We start from the raw sequence: 20,055 nt of genomic DNA on the forward strand, positions 1-20,055 counted from the left end.
AGATCCATGTTCAATCATTTGCTCAGCCTGTTGATCTGGCTTCCCGTCATCGGCGCCATCCCTGTGCTGCTTGCCGGCTCGGCCCGTCCGAACCTGGCCCGCTGGCTGTCGCTGCTGGTGGCGGTGCTGACCTTCGTGGTCAGCCTGTTCCTGCTGGTGCAGTACGACCCTGCCGGCAATGCCATGCAGCTGGTCGAAAGCCATCTGTGGATCGCCTCGTGGGGCGTCCATTACGGACTGGCGGTCGACGGCATCTCGGTGGCGCTGATCGTGATGACCACCTTCGTCGGCATCCTGGTGATCGTGGGCGCCTGGGAAGTCATCCAGGACAAGCCGCACCAGTACATGGCAGCGATGCTGATGCTGGAAGGCCTGCTGATCGGCGTGTTCTGCGCCACCGACGCGCTGCTGTTCTATGCGCTGTTCGAGGCCATCCTGATCCCGATGTTCATCCTGATCGGCATCTGGGGCGGTCCGCGCCGCGTGTACGCCACGCTGAAGTTCTTCATCTACACGTTCTTCGGCTCGGTCTTCATGCTGATCGCGCTGCTGTACCTGTACCAGAAGGCGCACACGTTCGACCTGGCCACGCTGGCGGCGTTGCCGCTGACGTTCAAGGAGCAGGCCTGGATCTTCTTCGCGTTCCTGATCGCGTTCGCGATCAAGGTGCCGATGGTGCCGGTGCACACCTGGCTGCCGGACGCCCACGTCGAGGCGCCGACCGGCGGCTCGGTGGTGCTGGCGGCGGTGATGCTGAAGGTCGGCACGTACGGCATGCTGCGCTTCATCCTGCCGATCGTACCGGACGCGGGCGCGCATTTCGCGTGGATCATCATCGTGCTGAGCCTGGTCGCGGTGGTCTACATCGGCTATGTCGCGCTGGTGCAGGAAGACATGAAGAAGCTGGTGGCGTATTCGTCCGTGGCGCACATGGGCTTCGTCACGCTGGGCATCTTCATCGCGTTCGCGCTGGTGCGCCAGCAGGGCAACACCGACATGGCGCTGCTCGGCATGCAGGGCGCGATGATCCAGATGATTTCGCACGGCTTCGTCTCCGGCGCGATGTTCACCTGCATCGGCGTGATGTATGACCGCCTGCATACCCGGGCGATCAAGGATTACGGCGGCGTGATCAACGTGATGCCGTGGTTCGGCTTCTTCTACGTGCTGTTTGCCATGGCCAACTGCGGCCTGCCGGGCACCAGCGGTTTCGTCGGCGAGTTCATGGTGATCCTGGCCAGCTTCAGCGCCAATCCGTGGATCGCGCTGTTTGCCGCCTTCACCCTGATCATCGGCGCGGGCTACACGCTGTGGCTGGTCAAGCGCGTGCTGTGGGGCGAGATCACCAACCCGCACGTGGCCGAGATGAAGGAAATCAACGGCCGCGAAACCTTCGTGCTGGCGTCCTTCGCCGCCGCCGTGCTGGCGCTGGGCATCTGGCCGCAGCCGCTGGTCCACCTGATGGATGGCTCGGTGGCGCAGCTGGTGCAGCAACTCGCCATTCACAAGATTTGATCGGGACCGAACATGCCAACACTGAATGACATCCTGATCCTGCTGCCGGAGTTCTACCTGGTCGCAGCGGCGTGCCTGCTGTTGCTGCTGGACGCCTTCATGAAGCCCGCGCAGCGCCCGCTGCTGCACTGGCTGTCGATCGCCGTGCTGCTGGTGGCGATCTACCTGGTGATCGCCGGCCAACCCACGGAAGCGAGAAGCGCCTTCGGCGGCATGTTCCTGCGCGACGATGTGGCCGAGATACTCAAGGTGTTCGCGCTGGCCACCACCGCGCTGGTCTTCGTCTACGCCCGCCCGTACCTGATCGACCGCAAGCTGCTGGGCGGCGAGTTCTACACGCTGATGCTTTTCGCGGTGATCGGCATCATGCTGCTGGTTTCGGCCGGCAACCTGGTCACGATCTATCTGGGACTGGAGCTGCTGTCGCTGTCGTCCTACGCGCTGGTAGCGCTGAACCGTGATGCGAAACTGCCGCCGGAGGCGGCGATCAAGTACTTCGTGTTGGGCGCACTGGCCTCGGGCATGCTGTTGTACGGCATGTCGATGGTCTACGGCGCTTCCGGCATGGGCGGCACGCCGACGCTGGACCTGGCCCAGCTGCACAACGTGATGAGCTACACCACGGCACCGACGCTGCTGCTGTTCGGCCTGATCTTCATGATCGTCGGCATCGGCTTCAAGCTGGGTGCGGCGCCGTTCCACATGTGGATTCCGGACGTCTACCAGGGCGCGCCCACGCCGGTCACCACCTTCATCGCCTCGGGTTCGAAGCTGGCCGCATTCGGCATGGCCTGGCGCCTGCTCGATGGCGGCATGGGCGACCTGTCGCAGCACTGGCAGCTGATGCTGGCGGTGCTGGCGGTGTTGTCGCTGGCGATCGGCAATCTGGTCGCCATCGTGCAGACCAACCTCAAGCGCATGCTGGCGTATTCGACCATCTCGCACATGGGCTACCTGCTGCTGGGCCTGGCGGCTGCCGGCCCGGAAGGCTATGCGGCGGCGATGTTCTACGCGATCTGCTATGCGCTGATGGGCGTGGCCGCGTTCGGCGTGATGCTGGCGATGAGCCGGGCAGGGTTCGAGTGCGAGGAAATCGCCGACCTGAAGGGCCTCAACCAGAAGTCGCCGTGGATGGCCTTCCTGATGCTGCTGGCGATGTTCTCGCTGGCCGGCGTGCCGCCGCTGTTCGGCTTCTGGGCCAAGGTGCTGGTGCTGGAAGCGGCGATCCACGCGGACATGCTGTGGCTGGCGATCGTCGGCATCGTGTTCGCGATCATCGGCCTCTACTACTACCTGCACGTGGTCAAGGTGATGTACTTCGACAAGCCGGCCGAAGGCAGCCAGTTGCAGGCGCAGGCGGACAAGCCGCTGCGCGTGGTGCTGTCGATCAATGCGCTGTCGTTGCTGGCGCTGGGCCTGTACTGGGGCCCGCTGCTGGGATGGTGCCGTCGCGCATTCGGTCTCTGAATCGTCGATGGATGCCGTTGCCGAACGATTGAGGCTTGCAAGAAACCGGCCACCCCGGTAAACTCTTCGGACTCTGATGCGGGGTGGAGCAGTCTGGCAGCTCGTCGGGCTCATAACCCGAAGGTCGCAGGTTCGAATCCTGCCCCCGCTACCAGATCTTTCTTGATGCAAGAAAGCCTCCTCGTGAGGCTTTTTTGTTGGGCGCACGGATGCGTCGTGCCTGGCGGCTCCGGCTGTCGAGCGCACCGGAAAGAGCTGCACGAGGAGGACATCGGCGTGATAAGGAAATGGGCCGTTGGAGCCCATTTTTTGTTTCTGCCGTTCTGACGGCAGTGAGTCGGGAAGACGATCATGGATACACAGGCACTGGCACAACGCTTCACCGAGGTACTGGCCGATCTGGGCCTGGAATGCCTTGGCGTGGAGTTCAATCCGTCGCATGGGCAGAGTACCCTTCGCGTCTACCTGGACCTGCTGGACAAGACGACCGGCGACGGCGAACGCCGCGAGGTGGGTATCGAGGATTGCGAATCCGCCAGCCGTGAATTGTCCGCCATGCTCGACGTGGAAGATCCGATTCCGGGCCACTACGTGCTGGAGGTTTCCTCGCCGGGTCTGGATCGTCCGCTGTTCACCGCGGAACAGTTTGCGCGGGTCGACGGACAGGAAGTGAAGTTGCTGCTGAAGGCGCCGCTGGAAGGGCGTCGCCGCTTGCGCGGCAAGCTGGTTTCGGTGGAAGGCGAGCACATCGTGCTGGAAGCCGAAGGCAAGACATTCGAATTCGATCACGCGCTGGTGGAAAGTGCGCGTGTGGTGCCGGACTGGGTGGCGCTCGGTTATGCGCCGCAGCCCAAGCGCGGCGGCAAGAAGCCGGCCGGTTGAGGCCAGTCGGAAACAAATTGAGAGTGCGGCCATGGACGGCCGCTTTTTGATCCTGGCGTTCAGGGATGAACGCAAAAGTTAACCTTCGGGTGCCGTCGGCATCTATGGAGCAGCTGCAATGAGCAAAGAACTTTTGCTGGTCGTCGACGCGGTCGCCAATGAAAAGGGCGTGCCGGAAGAAGTGATTTTCGAGGCGATGGAGGCCGCGCTGGCCTCGGCCGCGAAGAAGCGCTATCCCGACGAGGAGCCTGATGTTCGGGTGTCGATCAATCACGACACCGGCGAGTACGAGACCTTTCGTCGCTGGGAAGTGATTGCCGACGATGGCGAGATGGAATCGCCGTCCTACCAGCTGCGCCTGATGGATGCGCTGGACGAGCGCGCCGATGCCCAGGTGGGTGAATACATCGAGCAGCAGGTCGAGAACGCCGAATTCGGCCGCATCGCGGCGCAGGCCGCCAAGCAGGTGATCGTGCAGCGCGTGCGCGAGGCCGAGCGCCAGCAGGTGGTCGATGCCTTCGCCGATCGCGTCGGCGAGCTGGTCACCGGCATCGTCAAGCGCGTCGAGCGCGGCAACATCTACCTCGACCTGGGCAGCAACGCCGAGGCGTTCATCCCGCGCGACAAGACGATTCCCCGTGAATCGGCCCGCGTCGGCGATCGCGTGCGCGGCTACCTTTACGAAGTGAAGTCCGAAGCCCGCGGCCCGCAGCTGTTCGTGTCGCGCGCGGCACCGGAATTCATGATCGAGCTGTTCAAGCTGGAAGTGCCGGAAGTCGGCCAGGGCCTGGTGGAGATCAAGGGCTGCGCCCGCGATCCGGGTGACCGCGCCAAGATCGCCGTGCTGGCCCACGACAGCCGCACCGATCCGATCGGCGCCTGCATCGGCATGCGCGGTTCGCGCGTGCAGGCGGTGTCGAACGACCTCAACGGCGAGCGCGTCGACATCATCCTGTGGCACGAGAACCAGGCGCAGTTCGTCATCAACGCGATGGCGCCGGCCGAAGTGCAGTCCATCATCATGGACGAGGAAAAGCACTCGATGGACATCGCGGTGGCCGAGGACAAGCTGTCCCAGGCGATCGGCCGTGGCGGCCAGAACGTGCGCCTGGCCAGCAAGCTGACCGGCTGGCAGCTCAACGTGATGACCCAGGACCAGGTCACCGCCAAGAGCGAATCCGAGCAGGAGGCTGCACGCACCCTGTTCATGGACAAGCTCGAAGTCGACCAGGAGATCGCGGTCATCCTGGTGCAGGAAGGTTTTTCCAGCATCGAGGAAATCGCCTACGTGCCCAGCGCCGAGCTGCTGGCGGTCGAGGGCTTCGACGAGGACATCGTCGAGGAACTGCGCGCCCGCGCCCGCGATGCGCTGCTGACCGAGGCACTGGCGGTGGAGGAGGGCGTGGAAGAGCATCAGCCTTCCGACGAGCTGCTGGCGCTCGACGGCATGGACGAGGCCACCGCTTATGCGCTGGCCGCGCGTGAAGTGGCCACGGTCGACGACCTGGCCGACCTGGCGGTGGATGACCTGATCGATATCGAAGGCATGGACGAGGATCGCGCGGCAGCGCTGATCATGGCTGCCCGGGCACCCATGATTGCGCGACTGGAGAAAGGCGGCTAACCGCGGACGGCAACACCCCGGATGGGTGTGCCGCGAAAGGCTTCTCGCAAGCCTTTCACCACGGATGGAGGTGGCGGTGGCGACAATGCCGCACAGACGATAAGCGCGGGAACGGCGGAGCAAAGAACACGATGTCGGACGTCACGATCAAACAACTCGCCCAGGTACTGGGCATGCCGGTCGACAAGCTGCTGACGCAGCTTGGCGAGGCGGGCATGAAATTCTCCGACCAGGAGCAGGTCATCAGCAGCACCGAGAAGGTGAAGCTGCTTGGCTTCCTGCGCCGCACGCATGGCAAGAGCGAGGCGGTGGCCGAGGTCGACGACAGCGCTCCTCGCCAGATCACCCTCAAGCGACGCACGGTCGGCGAGCTCAAGGTCGCCACGCCCGGCGGGCGCGGCGCCGCCGCCACGGCCAAGACGGTCAACGTCGAAGTGCGCGCCAAGCGCACCTACGTCAAGCGCAGCGTGATCGCCGAGGAAGCCAGCGCCGAGCCCGAGCGCGAGGATGCCGTGCGCAAGCTGCAGGAATCGCAGCAGCAGCGCGAGCAGGAAGAGCGCGAGCGCATCGAGGCCGAACAGCGTCGCCAGGCGGAAGCGCAGCAGCGCGCCCTGGACGACCAGCAGCGCAAGGCCGAACAGGAGCAGCGCGAGGCGGAAGCCGCTGCTCCCGAGGTCGAGCCTGTCACGTCCGGGAAGGTCGAGGCGGCAGCCGAGCCGGAAGTCGTCCCCGAGGCGCCGTCCGCGGTGGCTGCGGCCGACGATGCATCGGCCGTGCAGCGCATCGATCAGCGCGAGCTGGGCATGATCCTGCCGCGTATCCACGAGCCGCGCAAACGCGAAAAACTGGTCAAGCCTGCCGCGGCCCCTGCCGCGCCGGCCGCTGCCGCGGCAACGCCAGCGCGTGCCGCGACGGCAGCAACGCCGGCGACGGCGGGCAGCGATGCCGCCCGCGGCAAGCCCAAGCATTCGCGCGAGCGCGCCGAGCTGCCGGGCAACAAGGAAGATCGCGAGGCGGGCAAGCGTTTTGCCGGTGGCCAGATGCATCTGAGCGAAGCCGATCGTGCCCGCCGTTCTTCCTCCAGCGGCAAGCGCGGCAAGCCTGGCCGCAGCGGCGGCCGCGAGATGTCGCGCAGCAGCGCGCCGAGCGGTCCGCACGGGTTCTCGCGTCCCACCGCACCGGTGGTGCGCGAAGTGGTCATCAGTGACAGCAACGTCGTCGCCGACCTGGCCCAGAAGATGGCCGTCAAGGGTTCCGAGGTGGTCAAGGCGCTGTTCAAGATGGGCGTGATGGCGACCATCAACCAGACCGTCGACCACGACACCGCCGTGCTGGTGGTCGAGGAACTCGGCCACACGCCGGTTGCCGACAACCAGAACAACGCCGAGGAAACGCTGGCGGCGCACACCCAGAACGTCGAGCTGGAAGGCGAGAAGATCACGCGCCCGCCGGTGGTCACGATCATGGGCCACGTCGACCACGGCAAGACCTCGCTGCTCGATTACATCCGTCGCACCAAGGTCGCCTCCGGCGAAGCCGGCGGCATCACCCAGCACATCGGCGCGTACCACGTGGAAACGTCGAAGGGCGTGATCACCTTCCTGGACACCCCCGGCCACGCGGCGTTCACCTCGATGCGTGCCCGTGGCGCGCAGTCGACCGACATCGTGATCCTGGTGGTGGCGGCCGATGACGGCGTGATGCCGCAGACCGTGGAAGCGGTGAAGCATGCGCGCGCCGCCAAGGTGCCGCTGATCGTCGCGGTCAACAAGATGGACAAGGACGGCGCCAACCCCGACAACGTCAAGCAGGGCCTGGTGCAGTACGAAGTGGTGCCGGAAGACTGGGGCGGCGACGTCCAGTTCATCCCGGTATCGGCCAAGACCGGTGCCGGCGTCGAGGACCTGCTCGATGCGATCTCGGTGCAGGCCGAGGTGATGGAATTGAAGGCCGTTGCCGATGGCCGCGCCTCCGGCGTGGTGATCGAGTCCAGCCTGGACCGCGGTCGTGGTCCGGTGGCCACCGTGCTGGTGCAGCAGGGCACGTTGCGCAAGGGCGACTTCGTGGTCTGCGGCGTCGAATACGGCCGCATGCGCGCGCTGATCGACGAAACCGGCAAGCAGGTGACCGAAGCCGGTCCGTCGATTCCGGTGCAGGTGCTGGGTCTGTCCGGCGTGCCGGAGACCGGTGACGACTTCGTCGCCGTCGAGGACGAGCGGCTGGCCCGCGAGGTCGCCGAGGAGCGCCAGCAGAAGCGCCGCGAGACGCGCATGGTCAGCAAGAGCAACCGGCTCGAGGACATCATCGCCAAGATGGGCCAGGGCGTCGAGCAGCAGACGCTCAACATCCTGGTCAAGGGCGACGTGCAGGGCTCGGTCGAGGCCTTGCGCGAGTCGCTGACCCAGATCGGCAACGATCGGGTGCGGGTCAACGTGGTGGCCTCCGGCGTGGGCGGCATCACCGAGTCCGACGCCACCCTGGCGGCCGCGTCCAAGGCATTGATCATTGGCTTCAACGTCCGTGCCGACGCGTCGGCGCGCAAGGTGATCGAGACCAGCGGCCTGGACGTGCGCTACTTCTCGATCATCTACGACGTGATCGACCAGGTGACCCAGGCAGCCACCGGCCTGCTCGGCATGGAAGTGCGCGAGGACATCATCGGCACCGCCGAAGTCCGCGACGTGTTCCGCAGCTCCAAGTTCGGCGCCGTGGCCGGTTGCATGGTCACCGAAGGCACGGTCAAGCGCAGCAAGCCGATCCGCGTGCTGCGCGACAACGTGGTGATCTTCGAGGGCGAGCTGGAATCGCTGCGCCGCTTCAAGGAACTGGTCGACGAAGTGCGCAACGGCATGGAGTGCGGCATCGCCGTCAAGCAGTACAACGACGTCAAGCCGGGCGACCAGATCGAGTGCTTCGAGCGCACCGAGGTGGCACGCACGCTTTGACCTTGAGCCCCTCTCCCCTCGGGAGAGGGCTGGGGTGAGGGTCCACGACCTGCGTGAAGTTTCATACAGAGTCGTGAACCCTCATCCGCCCCTCGCGGGGTACCTTCTCCCAAGGGGAGAAGGGATATCGTCCTTCGGAGTTTTCTTATGCCCTCCCGCGACTTCAAACGTACTGACCGCATCGGCGCCGAATTGCGTCGCGAGCTGGGCTTGCTGGTGCACGCGGCCGTGCGCGATCACGGCTTGCCGTCGGTCAGCGTGTCGGACGTGGAGATCACCCGCGACCTGGACTGGGCGACGGTATGGGTCACCGCGATGCTGCCCGAGCAGGGTCTGCCCGCGGTGAAGGCGCTCAATGCCATCAGCCATGAGATCCGTCATTCGCTGGCACACAGCGGCATGCGCATGCGCCGGGTGCCGGAGCTGAAGTTCAAGTACGACGATTCGGTCGACAAGGGCGAGCGGATCGAGTCGCTGCTGCGCGAGCAGGCCCGCACCATCGCGCCGCCGGACAGCGACGCCGAGGACTGAGCGGTTGCAAGGATCGTCGCTGAATCCATGAGTCGCCAGTCCCGCATCCAGTTCCGTGACCTGCACGGGATCGTCCTGCTCGACAAGCCGCTGGGCCTGAGCTCCAACCAGGCGCTGCAGGCCGTGCGTCGCCTGCTGCGTGCGTCCAAGGGCGGCCACACCGGCGCGCTTGATCCGCTGGCCACCGGACTGTTGCCGCTGTGTTTCGGCGAGGCCACCAAGCTGGCCGGGAGCCTGCTCGGCGCGCGCAAGGCGTATCTGGCCGAATGCCGGCTGGGCATCACCACCGATACGGCTGACAGCGAAGGCGAGATCGTTCGCCAGTTGCCGGTGCCACCGCTCGACGCTGCGGCGATCGAGACGGCGCTGGCCAGGCTTCGCGGCCGCATCCTGCAGGTGCCGCCGATGTATTCGGCGCTGAAGCACGATGGCGAGCGGCTTTACGCCAAGGCGCGCCGGGGCGAGGTGGTCGACGTGCCCGCGCGCGAAGTGGACGTGCACCGGCTGGAATTGCTCGAGCGTGACGGGGAAACCCTGCGCCTGCTGGTGGAATGCGGTTCGGGCACCTATGTCCGCTCGCTGGCGGTCGATCTGGGCGAGGATCTCGGCTGCGGCGCCCACCTGACCGCATTGCGGCGGATCTGGGTCGAGCCGTTCCGCGAGCCGCAGATGGTGACCCTGGCGCAGCTCGAGCAGGCCGCGGAGCAGGGTGACGAAGCGCTGCTGGCATGGCTGCTGCCGGTATCGGCGGGCCTGTCGGATCTGCCGGTCCTGCACCTGGACGAGGCGCAGAGCATGGCGATTTCACGTGGTCAGCAGATCAGCCTGCCGGGGTTGCCGGAAGCCGGCGGCTGCGCGGCCTACGCCAGCGACGGTGCGCTGCTGGCGCTGCTGGAAAGCGATGCGGAAGGACGTGCCCGCGTCATTCGCGGCTTCAACCTGCCGCCGGACTGACCGATTTGCCCGCAAAACGCCTTGCGCACTTGTTGTAACAGCACTCCCATCAGTAGAATAGACAAGTTATTTCAACGCTTTCACTCAACTAGGCGAAGCTTGCGCTTGCGTCATCGCCGATGATGCAAGCGCAAGCTTCGCATCGCCTTATCAAGGAAACGTACTCCATGTCCCTTACCGCAGAACAGACCGGCAAGATCATCGCTGATTTCGGCCGCGTGCCGAACGACACCGGTTCGACCGAAGTCCAGGTGGCGCTGTTGTCCGCCCGCATCGACCACCTCACCGGCCACTTCAAGGAACACAAGCAGGATCACCACTCCCGCCGTGGCCTGCTGAAGCTGGTCAATCAGCGCAAGCGCCTGCTCAGCTATCTGAAGGATCGCGATCTTGCGCGCTATCAGACCCTGATCGAACGCCTCGGCCTTCGCCGGTAATTTCGTGCGTTCATCCGTGAACGCAAAGATCAAGAGGCGCCCATCCGTGGGCGCACTTCTCAATCAGATCAGGAATTAAGCACGTGGCAAAAGTAACCAAGTCATTCCAGTACGGTAATCACGAAGTCACACTGGAGACGGGCGAAATTGCCCGCCAGGCGTCCGGTGCGGTCATGGCCAGCATGGGCGGCACCGTGGTGCTGGTCACCGCTGTCGCCGCGACCAAGCAGAAGGAAGGCCAGGATTTCTTCCCGCTCACCGTCGACTACGTCGAGAAGTTCTACTCCGCCGGCCGCATCCCCGGCGGCTTCTTCAAGCGCGAAGGCCGTCCGACCGAGAAGGAGACGCTGACCTCGCGCCTGATCGATCGCCCGGTGCGCCCGCTGTTCCCGGAAGACTTCAAGAACGAAGTGCAGGTCATCGCCCAGGTCGTCTCGCTGAACCCGGAGGTGGACGGTGACATCGTGGCCCTGCTCGGCGCCTCCGCCGCGCTGAGCCTGGCCGGCATCCCGTTCAAGGGCCCGATCGGCGCCGCCCGCGTCGGTTATGCCAACGGCAAGTACCTGCTGAACCCGTCGCAGACCGAACTGAAGACCTCCCAGCTGGACCTGGTCGTCGCCGGTACCGCCGGCGCCGTGCTGATGGTGGAATCCGAAGCGCAGCTGCTGTCCGAGGACGTGATGCTCGGCGCGGTGATGTTCGGTCACCAGCAGATGCAGACCGCGATCCGCGCGATCGCCGAACTGGCCACCGAGGCCGGCAAGCCGTCGTGGGACTGGAAGGCTCCGGCCCGCAACGAGTCGCTGGTGGCTGCCGTCAAGGGCGCGGTCGGCGAGCAGCTGACCGCCGCGTTCCAGGTGCGCGACAAGCTGGAGCGTCGCGACGCGATCTCCGCGATCAAGTCCGACGTACTGGCCGGCCTCAAGGCGCAGGCCGAAGAGAACGGCTGGTCCACCGCCGCGCTGGCCAAGGAATTCGAGGAACTCGAATACCACACCATGCGCGACAGCGTGCTGAAGACCAAGGTGCGTATCGACGGCCGCCAGCTGGACGACGTGCGTGCGATCACCGCCCGCGTCGGCGTGCTGCCCCGCACCCACGGTTCGGCGCTGTTCACCCGCGGCGAGACCCAAGCGCTGGTCGTCATCACGCTGGGCACCACGCGTGATGCGCAGATCATCGACGCGCCCGGCGGCGAGTCGAAGGACCCGTTCCTGTTCCACTACAACTTCCCTCCGTTCTCGGTGGGTGAAGCCGGTCGTTTCGGCGCGCCGAAGCGTCGCGAGATCGGCCACGGCCGCCTCGCCAAGCGTGGCGTGCAGGCGGTCAAGCCGAGCATCGAGGAATTCCCGTACGTGGTGCGCGTGGTCTCGGAAATCACCGAGTCCAACGGTTCCTCGTCGATGGCCTCGGTGTGCGGTTCCTCGCTGGCGATGATGGATGCCGGCGTGCCGCTGAAGGCGCCGGTCGCCGGCATCGCCATGGGCCTGGTCAAGGAAGGCAACGACTTCGTCGTGCTGTCCGACATCCTGGGCGACGAGGATCACCTCGGCGACATGGACTTCAAGGTGGCCGGCAGTGCCGAAGGCATCTCCGCGCTGCAGATGGACATCAAGATCGACGGCATCACCGAAGAGATCATGAAGGTGGCGCTGGCCCAGGCCAAGCAGGGTCGCCTGCACATCCTCGGCGAAATGGGCAAGGCGCTGACCACCGCCCGCACCGAGATGAGCGAGTTCGCCCCGCGCCTGATCACCATCAAGATCCACCCGGACAAGATCCGCGAAGTGATCGGCAAGGGCGGCGCCACGATCCGCTCGATCACCGAAGAGACCGGCACCACGATCGACATCAGCGACGACGGCACCATCATCGTCGGCTCGGTCAATCGCGAGGCGGGCGAAGCGGCGAAGAAGCGCATCGAGCAGATCACCTCCGACGTCGAGCCGGGCCGCATCTACGAGGGCAAGGTCGCCAAGCTGATGGACTTCGGCGCGTTCGTGACGATCATGCCGGGCAAGGATGGTCTGGTCCACGTGTCGCAGATCTCCGACGAGCGCGTGGAGAAGGTCTCCGACAAGCTGAAGGAAGGCGACATCGTCAAGGTCAAGGTGCTGGAAGTCGACAAGCAGGGCCGCATCCGCCTGTCGATGAAGGCCGTGACGGAAGACGAGCACGCGGCAAGCGTCTGAGTTTTCGCTTCGTCAGCAGCAACATGAAGAAGGCCCGGCTCACGCCGGGCCTTCTTCGTTGCGGGCCGATGATCCGCTGTCATGACCTTTTGCTAGGATGGCGAGAACCGTTGACGAGGACGCACCGATGGCCGATCCGGCGAATGATTTCATGAAGGACTATCAGGCGCTGGCGCAGCAGTCATGGGATTCCTGGACGCGGCAATTCCAGCAGCCATCCGCGGCCAACCCGTTTGCGCCCCCACCGTCGCAGGCGACGGGCACCGATACGCTGGAACGCACCCTGTCCGGCCTGAAAGGCTATTTCGACTGGATGCAGAATGCTGCCAGCGGAGGCGTGACTCAGCGGCCATCCACTGACTGGCAGCAGCAATTGCAACAGATGTTCGGGACCGGCAACCCGCCCTTTGCGCAGGCCTTCGGTGGCATCGACAGTGCCGGTGCCGAGAGCTTTGCGCGGCAGTGGCAGTCCTGGTCGCAGGCGGCCCAACGCATGGGCCTGGGCGACATGCCGGGTGCGCATGGTCCGACGCCGGCATTCGGCCTCAATCGCGAACAGCAGATGCAGCAGCAGGAACTGGGCATGGCCTTGCTGGCGTCCTTGCAGGCGTCCGCCAGATACCAGGAGCTGATCCAGAAGGCCAACACGCAAGGCATGCAGCGCCTGCAGGAAAAGCTGGCCGCACACGCCGCGCCGGGACGCCAGGTCGATTCATTGAAAGGCCTGTACGACTTGTGGGTGGACGCTTCCGAGGAGGCCTACGCCGACATCGCGCTTTCCGTGGAATTCCGCGACGCTTATGGCGAAATGGTCAACACGCAGATGCGCGTGCGCCAGTTGCAGCAGCGACAGACCGAGCAGATGTGCCAGCAGCTCGGCGTGCCGACTCGCGGCGAGGTGTCGAGCCTGGGCCAGCGATTGCAGGCCTTGCGCCGCGAGTTCCGTGCCAGCCAGGCCGGTGCTTCCGGCGGTCATGCCGACGAGCTCGTCGCCTTGCGCCGCGAAGTGGCTGCGTTGAAGCGTCAGCTGGGCGATCGCCCGGCGACGAAGCCCGCGGCGGGAAAGACGGCTGCGGCGAAACCGTCGGCCGCCGCGAAGAAATCTGCAGCGACGAAGAAGCCAGCGGCAAAGGGCACGCGCAAGCCTGCCACCACGTCCACGGCCAGCGCGCGCAAGCGCAAGTAAGGGAGCGTTGTCATGCAGAGTCCATTGCACATCGATCCGACCAAGGCATTGGCCGACATGTCGGCGTTCCAGCGCAAGCTGGCGGCCGGCATGGCCAACCTGCGCCACATGCGCGAACCCGAATACGCGAACACGCCGCGCGAGCTGGTCTACAGCGAGGACAAGCTCAAGGTCTGGCATTTCACCGGCCACGGCAAGGCCACCTCGAAGACACCACTGCTGATCGTCTACGCACTGGTCAACACGGTGTGGATGACCGACCTGCAGGCTGACCGCTCGATGGTGCGCAACCTGCTGGAGCAGGGCGAGGACGTCTACCTGATCGACTGGGGCTACCCCGACGGCGCCGACCGCTGGCTGACCCTGGACGACTACATCAACGGCTACCTCGATCGTTGCGTCGACGCGGTGCGTGCGCACCACGATCTGGACGCGATCAACCTGCTCGGCATCTGCCAGGGCGGCGCGTTTTCGCTGTGCTACACCGCGCTGCACCCGGACAAGGTGAAGAACCTGATCACCATGGTCACCCCGGTGGACTTCCACACGCCGGACAACATGCTGTCCAGCTGGTGCCGCAGCATGGACGTGGACCTGTTCGTCGACACCATGGGCAACATCCCTGCGGGCCTGATGAACTACGTCTACCTCACCCTGAAGCCGGTGCGGCTGAACCAGCAGAAGTACATCGGCATGGTCGACATCCTCGACAACCCGACCGAGCTGGAGAACTTCCTGCGCATGGAACGCTGGATCTTCGATTCGCCGGACCAGGCCGGGGAAGCATTCCGCCAGTTCATCAAGGATTTCTACCAGGGCAACAAGCTGGTCAGGGGCACGCTGGAGATCGGCGGCAAGCCGGTCGATCTCGGCATGGTGACGCAGCCGGTGCTGAACATCTTCGCCGAGCAGGATCACCTGGTGCCACCGGATGCCTCGCGTGCATTGGGCAGGCATGTCGGCACCACCGACTACACCCAGCTCGCCTTCAAGGGTGGCCACATCGGCATCTACGTTTCCGGCCGTGCCCAGCGCGAGGTGCCGCCGGCGATCCACCACTGGCTGGCGGAACGCTCGCGCTGAATTCAGTACGATAGAGATGGAGGCAGTTTGCCGTTCGTCGCGGGATGGCATGCAGCACCGATCTCATGGGCGATGGCCAGTTCCGCGTTGAGGAGCGATTGCTGTCTTCGCAGGAATCACAAAACCAAGGAACTGGCACAGCTGCCCATCACTCCGCCATCGTCATTCCTGCGAAGGCAGGAACCGCATTTCCGTACGAGGCATCGCCATCGACGGGCGACCCATGGTCGGGCACGCCGGCGGCCATGCTTCGGCACCATTCGGCTGCCAGACATAGAACTCGCCGGAGCGCGGCCCCTTGGTATCGCGCGCGAACAGCAGGGATTTTCCGCTCGGCGAAAATGCCGCACCGATCTCGCTGCCATTGACGTTCACCGCCGGGCCGAGGCTGCGGCGCTCGCTCCAGCCATCCTCCTGGCGCTCGCTCTGGTACAGACCGCCATCGGCCATCACGATCAGCCGCCGGCCGTCCGGTGAAGGCAGCGGTTCGTACTCATCGCCCGGCGTATTGATCGCCTTGCCCAGGTTCTCCACCTGCCAGTGGCCCGAGCTGTCTTCGCGGGCACGCCAGATGTCGGTCTTGCCAAAACCGCCCGGGCGATCGGAACCGAAATACAACCAGCCGTCTGGCGCCGGGCGCGGGAACCACTCCTGCCCGCGCGAATTGACCGGCGGTGGCAATCGTCGAGGCTCGCCCCAGCCACCCCCATCGCGGCGGTCGACCTCCCAGATGTCGAGGTCCTGGTGTTTCTGGCCGTCCGTCGAACGAGTGGAGATGAAGTACAGGTGCTTCCCGTCCGAGCTGATGAAGGGATCGGCCTCCACGCCGTCGCCTGCGAAGCTGGCATCGGCAGGCGTGCCCCAGCCGTCGGCGTTGCAGTGGCTGACCATGATTCGCCAGCCGCGGAAACTCGGCGAGCTGCGCACGAAATAGAAGTCGCCATGTCCCGGATCGAAGGCGCCGTGCGACTCGAACAACTCCGACGAGATGCGTGGTAGCGCCCACGGTGCGGTGGCCGGTGCCGCGTCCGCACACAGGATCGTGCTCGCGCCGATCAGGCCAAGGGCGAGCGAAAGATGCCAGCCGGCTGCGCGCTTCGGGTGGCGATTGCCGTTCGTCATGCGCGTACTCCCTCGTGTCGTCGGGACGACTATAAGACGGCGGCGGATCGGCCGGGCCCGCCCGGGCGCATGCTACGCTTTCCTTTTCCTTGCATGCGGTCCGAGAGCAATGACGATTTCGCCGACGCCAACCCGCGAACACGATTCCATCCGTGCCGTGCAGTGGCAGGGCGATCATTTGCGCCTGCTCGATCAGCGCCTGCTGCCGGCCGAAGAGCACTGGATCGATTGCCGCGATGCGGAGCAGGTCACCCAGGCGATCCGCGATCTGGTGGTGCGCGGAGCGCCGGCCATCGGCATTGCTGCGGCCTGGGGCGTGGCGATGGCTGCGCAGCAGGGCGCGACGCTGGAGCCGGTATTGGCAACCCTGCGTGCCGCCCGCCCCACGGCGGTGAACCTGATGTGGGCACTGGATCGGATGAAGAAGCGCATCGCCGCCGGTGCCGATGCCGACGCACTGGTGCGCGAGGCACAGGCGATCCAGGATGAAGACCTGGCCGCCAATCGGCACATGGGCGAGCTGGGGGCATCGCTGATCACGGCCGGTTCGGGGGTGTTGACACATTGCAACACCGGCTCGCTGGCCACCGCCGGTTACGGCACGGCGCTGGGCGTGATTCGCGCCGGCGTCGCGGCGGGGCGGATCGCGCGGGTCTATGCCGGCGAAACCCGGCCATGGCAGCAAGGTGCCAGGTTGACCATGTGGGAACTGATGCGCGACGGCGTCCCGGCCCAGCTGATCGCCGATTCCGCCGCGGCCCACCTGATGAAATCCGGTGCGGTGCAATGGGTGATCGTGGGTGCCGACCGGATCGCCGCCAACGGCGACACCGCGAACAAGATCGGTACCTACCAGCTGGCCATCGCCGCGAAATACCACGGCGTGAAGTTCATGGTGGTGGCGCCGTCCTCCACGGTCGACATGGCCACGGGCACGGGCGAGGAAATCGAGATCGAACTGCGTGATGCGGCCGAGTTGCTGAGCACCGCCGGCCGCCGCACGGTGGTCGAGGGCGCACAGGCGTGGAACCCGGTATTCGATGTGGCGCCCGCCGAACTCATCGATGCGATCGTCACCGAGCGCGGCGTGATCGAGCGGCCGAACAGCCTCGCCATGCAGGCGATGTTCGGCTGAAAAGTGCCTGGCCGGGTACTTTCCGGGAGGCCTCTGGCCACCTTCGGCCGGACCCGCGTGGCCGCTTGCGCGCACCTGTCGCAGCGGCTTCGGCGGCCTTGCTGCTGATCAATATGTGAGCAGTCTGCGGAGCGCTTTGCACAAGCTGTGAAGCTCCACTGCAAGCTATTGATTTTAAAAGACTAAATCCTGTCGTTTTGAGGCCGCTTGTGCTAAAATCGACGGGTTGATTTCGGGTCGCTTGCGCATGCGCCGGAGGCGCGGCACCAGCGTCCTTTTTTTGTCATCAAGGAAGCCGATTCATGGCAGAACTCGCCAAAGAAATCATTCGCGTCAACATCGAAGACGAGATGCGCCAGAGCTACCTCGATTACGCCATGAGCGTGATCGTGGGGCGCGCTCTTCCCGATGTGCGCGATGGTCTGAAACCCGTGCATCGCCGCGTGCTGTTCGCGATGAGCGAGCTGGGCAACGTGTGGAACAAGCCGTACAAGAAATCGGCGCGCGTGGTCGGTGACGTAATCGGTAAATACCATCCGCACGGCGACCAGTCGGTCTACGACGCGATCGTGCGCATGGCGCAACCGTTCTCGCTGCGCTACATGCTGGTCGACGGCCAGGGCAACTTCGGCTCGGTCGACGGCGACAACGCCGCGGCGATGCGATACACCGAAGTGCGCATGTCGCGGCTCACCCACGAGCTGCTGGCCGACATCGACAAGGACACCGTCGACTTCGGGCCGAACTACGACGAGAGCGAGCACGAGCCGCTGGTGCTGCCGTCGCGCGTGCCGACCCTGCTGGTGAACGGTTCGGCCGGCATCGCGGTCGGCATGGCCACCAACATCCCGCCGCACAATCTCAACGAAGTCATTGCCGCGACGATCGCGCTGATCGATGAGCCGGCGCTGTCGATCGACCAGCTGATGCATTACGTGCCGGGTCCGGACTTTCCGACCAGCGGCATCATCAACGGCTCGTCCGGCATCATCGAGGCCTACCGCACCGGCCGCGGCCGCATCCTGGTGCGGGCCAGGGCGGAGATCGAAACCGAGGCCAACGGCCGCGAGACGATCATCATCCACGAGCTGCCCTACCAGGTGAACAAGGCGCGGCTGATCGAGAAGATCGCCGAGCTGGTCAAGGAAAAGAAGCTCGAAGGCATCAGCGAGCTGCGCGACGAGTCCGACAAGGACGGCATGCGCGTCGTCATCGAGATCCGCAAGGACGCGATGGGTGACGTGGTGCTGAACAACCTGTTCCAGCAGACCCAGCTGCAGGTCACCTTCGGCATCAACATGGTGGCCCTGCTGGACGGCCAGCCGAAGCTGCTGAACCTCAAGGACATCCTCGAGGCGTTCATCCGCCACCGTCGCGAAGTGGTCACCCGCCGCACCATTTTCGAGCTGCGCAAGGCACGCGCCCGCGCGCACATCCTCGAAGGCCTTACCGTGGCGCTGGCCAACATCGACGAGATGATCGAACTGATCAAGACCTCGTCGTCGCCGGCCGAAGCACGCGAGCGCATGCTGGCACGCAAGTGGCAGCCGGGCATGGTCGGCGCCTTGCTCTCCGCCGCCGGCGCCGATGCGTCGCGACCGGAGGACATGGACCCGCGCGAAGGCCTGAAGGCCGACGGTTACCAGCTGTCCGAGATCCAGGCCCAGGAAATCCTGGCGATGCGCCTGCATCGCCTGACCGGGCTGGAGCAGGAAAAGCTTTCCGACGAGTACCGTCAGATCCTCGAGGCGATCCGCGCCCTGATCGAGATCCTGGAAAACCCCGATCGCCTGCTCGAGGTGATCCGCGAGGAACTCGAGGCGATCAAGGCCGAGTTCGGCGATGCCCGTCGCACCGAGATCCAGCATTCGCAGGAAGATCTCAACGTGCTCGACCTGATCGCGCCGGAAGACGTCGTGGTCACGCTGTCGCATACCGGCTACATCAAGCGCCAGCCGGCCAGCACCTACCGCGCGCAGAAGCGCGGCGGCAAGGGGCGTTCGGCTTCCGCGCTGAAGGACGAGGATTTCGTCGAGCAGCTGTGGGTGGTCAACACGCACGACACCTTGCTGGCCTTCACCAGCACCGGTCGGGTCTATTGGCAGAAGGTCTACCAGATTCCCGAGTCGGGCCCGGGTGCGCGCGGCAAGCCGATCATCAACCTGCTGCCGCTGGGCGAGGGCGAGAAGGTGCAGGCAGTGCTGCCGATCCGCGAGTATGCGGAAGATCGTTTCGTGTTCTTCGCCACCAGGCACGGCACGGTGAAGAAGACTCCGCTGTCCGAGTTCGCCTTCCAGCTGCAGAAGGGCAAGCTGGCGATCAAGCTGCATGACGACGACGCCCTGGTCAACGTGGAACTGACCGACGGCAACAGCGACATCCTGCTGTTCGCCTCCAACGGCAAGGTCAATCGTTTCGACGAGAACACCGTGCGCTCGATGGGCCGCACCGCTTCCGGCGTGCGTGGCATGAAGCTGGTCGGCGGCGCCGAGGTGGTGTCGCTGATCGTGGCGGCCGAAGGCGACATCCTCACCGCCACCGCGCGCGGCTACGGCAAGCGCACCGAACTGGCCGAGTTCACCAAGAAGGGCCGCGGCACCCAGGGCGTGATCGGCATCCAGTGCTCCGAGCGCAACGGTGCGCTGGTGGGCGCGGTGCAGGTCACCGAGGCGCACGAGTTGATGCTGATCTCCGACCAGGGCACGCTGGTGCGTACCCGCGTGGCGGAAGTTTCGCAGCTCGGTCGCAATACCCAGGGCGTCACCCTGATCAAGCTGCCGGCCGACGAAACCCTGGTCAGCGTGATGCGGCTGGATGCGGAAGAGGACAACGGCGAGGATGCCGAAGTCGTCGGCGCAGACGTGCCCGGTGGTGGCGACGATGCGGCGACCGAGCCGGCGGCCGGCGAAGAGTAGGCCGCCCTCCTGGCGAAACGAAAAACCCCGGCATCGCCGGGGTTTTTTTTGAATCCGTGGCGGGCGT

Annotated in this window: 14 protein-coding genes and 1 tRNA gene; 14 read left to right on the forward strand and 1 reads right to left on the reverse strand. The window is 65.2% G+C overall.

Going from position 1 to position 20,055, the window contains the following annotated elements; genetic code table 11:
- Window positions 1-6 precede the first annotated feature (6 nt).
- From I6J77_RS07450 to I6J77_RS07505, 12 genes are all read left to right on the forward strand, one after another.
- Window positions 7-1,515: an NADH-quinone oxidoreductase subunit M gene (locus tag I6J77_RS07450; RefSeq protein WP_204111137.1), complete on the forward strand. Its 1,509-nt coding sequence runs from the start codon at window positions 7-9 to the stop codon at window positions 1,513-1,515.
- Window positions 1,516-1,527: 12 nt separating this feature from the next.
- A complete protein-coding gene (gene nuoN, locus I6J77_RS07455) occupies window positions 1,528-2,982 on the forward strand; it encodes an NADH-quinone oxidoreductase subunit NuoN (RefSeq protein ID WP_204111138.1) in 1,455 nt (484 codons plus the stop codon).
- Window positions 2,983-3,059: 77 nt separating this feature from the next.
- Window positions 3,060-3,136 (forward strand) — tRNA-Met (locus I6J77_RS07460).
- Between the two features lie 197 nt (window positions 3,137-3,333).
- Window positions 3,334-3,864: a ribosome maturation factor RimP gene (rimP, locus tag I6J77_RS07465; protein ID WP_056718847.1), complete on the forward strand. Its 531-nt coding sequence runs from the start codon at window positions 3,334-3,336 to the stop codon at window positions 3,862-3,864.
- Between the two features lie 118 nt (window positions 3,865-3,982).
- Entirely contained in the window at window positions 3,983-5,488 is a 1,506-nt protein-coding gene (nusA, locus tag I6J77_RS07470) for a transcription termination factor NusA (protein WP_007805223.1), read from the forward strand.
- A 131-nt stretch (window positions 5,489-5,619) separates the two neighbouring features.
- Window positions 5,620-8,433, forward strand: a complete 2,814-nt coding sequence (gene infB, locus I6J77_RS07475; RefSeq protein WP_204111139.1) for a translation initiation factor IF-2 — start codon at window positions 5,620-5,622, stop codon at window positions 8,431-8,433.
- A gap of 147 nt (window positions 8,434-8,580) precedes the next feature.
- Window positions 8,581-8,964, forward strand: coding sequence for a 30S ribosome-binding factor RbfA (gene rbfA / locus I6J77_RS07480; protein WP_056765942.1), 384 nt, complete (start codon window positions 8,581-8,583; stop codon window positions 8,962-8,964).
- Between the two features lie 27 nt (window positions 8,965-8,991).
- Window positions 8,992-9,918 (forward strand): tRNA pseudouridine(55) synthase TruB, encoded by a 927-nt coding sequence (gene truB / locus I6J77_RS07485; protein ID WP_204111140.1) that lies wholly within the window; start codon window positions 8,992-8,994, stop codon window positions 9,916-9,918.
- Window positions 9,919-10,085: 167 nt separating this feature from the next.
- Window positions 10,086-10,355, forward strand: a complete 270-nt coding sequence (rpsO, locus tag I6J77_RS07490; protein WP_007513234.1) for a 30S ribosomal protein S15 — start codon at window positions 10,086-10,088, stop codon at window positions 10,353-10,355.
- Between the two features lie 83 nt (window positions 10,356-10,438).
- Window positions 10,439-12,547 (forward strand): polyribonucleotide nucleotidyltransferase, encoded by a 2,109-nt coding sequence (gene pnp, locus I6J77_RS07495; RefSeq protein ID WP_204111141.1) that lies wholly within the window; start codon window positions 10,439-10,441, stop codon window positions 12,545-12,547.
- A gap of 97 nt (window positions 12,548-12,644) precedes the next feature.
- A complete protein-coding gene (locus I6J77_RS07500) occupies window positions 12,645-13,733 on the forward strand; it encodes a poly(R)-hydroxyalkanoic acid synthase subunit PhaE (RefSeq protein ID WP_239309223.1) in 1,089 nt (362 codons plus the stop codon).
- A gap of 12 nt (window positions 13,734-13,745) precedes the next feature.
- Window positions 13,746-14,816: a class III poly(R)-hydroxyalkanoic acid synthase subunit PhaC gene (locus I6J77_RS07505; protein WP_204111142.1), complete on the forward strand. Its 1,071-nt coding sequence runs from the start codon at window positions 13,746-13,748 to the stop codon at window positions 14,814-14,816.
- Between the two features lie 162 nt (window positions 14,817-14,978).
- Here the strand turns inward: I6J77_RS07505 and I6J77_RS07510 are convergent, their stop codons facing one another.
- The gene (locus I6J77_RS07510; protein WP_204111143.1) at window positions 14,979-15,938 is read right to left on the reverse strand and encodes a PD40 domain-containing protein; all 960 of its coding nucleotides are present in this window, start codon (window positions 15,936-15,938) and stop codon (window positions 14,979-14,981) included.
- 109 nt (window positions 15,939-16,047) lie between these two features.
- Here I6J77_RS07510 and mtnA point away from each other — a divergent pair, with 109 nt between their 5' ends.
- Complete coding sequence (mtnA, locus tag I6J77_RS07515; protein ID WP_204111144.1) at window positions 16,048-17,073, forward strand: S-methyl-5-thioribose-1-phosphate isomerase; 1,026 nt, start codon at window positions 16,048-16,050, stop codon at window positions 17,071-17,073.
- Window positions 17,074-17,375: 302 nt separating this feature from the next.
- Window positions 17,376-19,988, forward strand: coding sequence for a DNA gyrase subunit A (gene gyrA, locus I6J77_RS07520; RefSeq protein WP_204111145.1), 2,613 nt, complete (start codon window positions 17,376-17,378; stop codon window positions 19,986-19,988).
- Window positions 19,989-20,055 lie beyond the last annotated feature (67 nt).

The organism is Rhodanobacter sp. FDAARGOS 1247, from assembly GCF_016889805.1.
Classification (GTDB): domain Bacteria; phylum Pseudomonadota; class Gammaproteobacteria; order Xanthomonadales; family Rhodanobacteraceae; genus Rhodanobacter.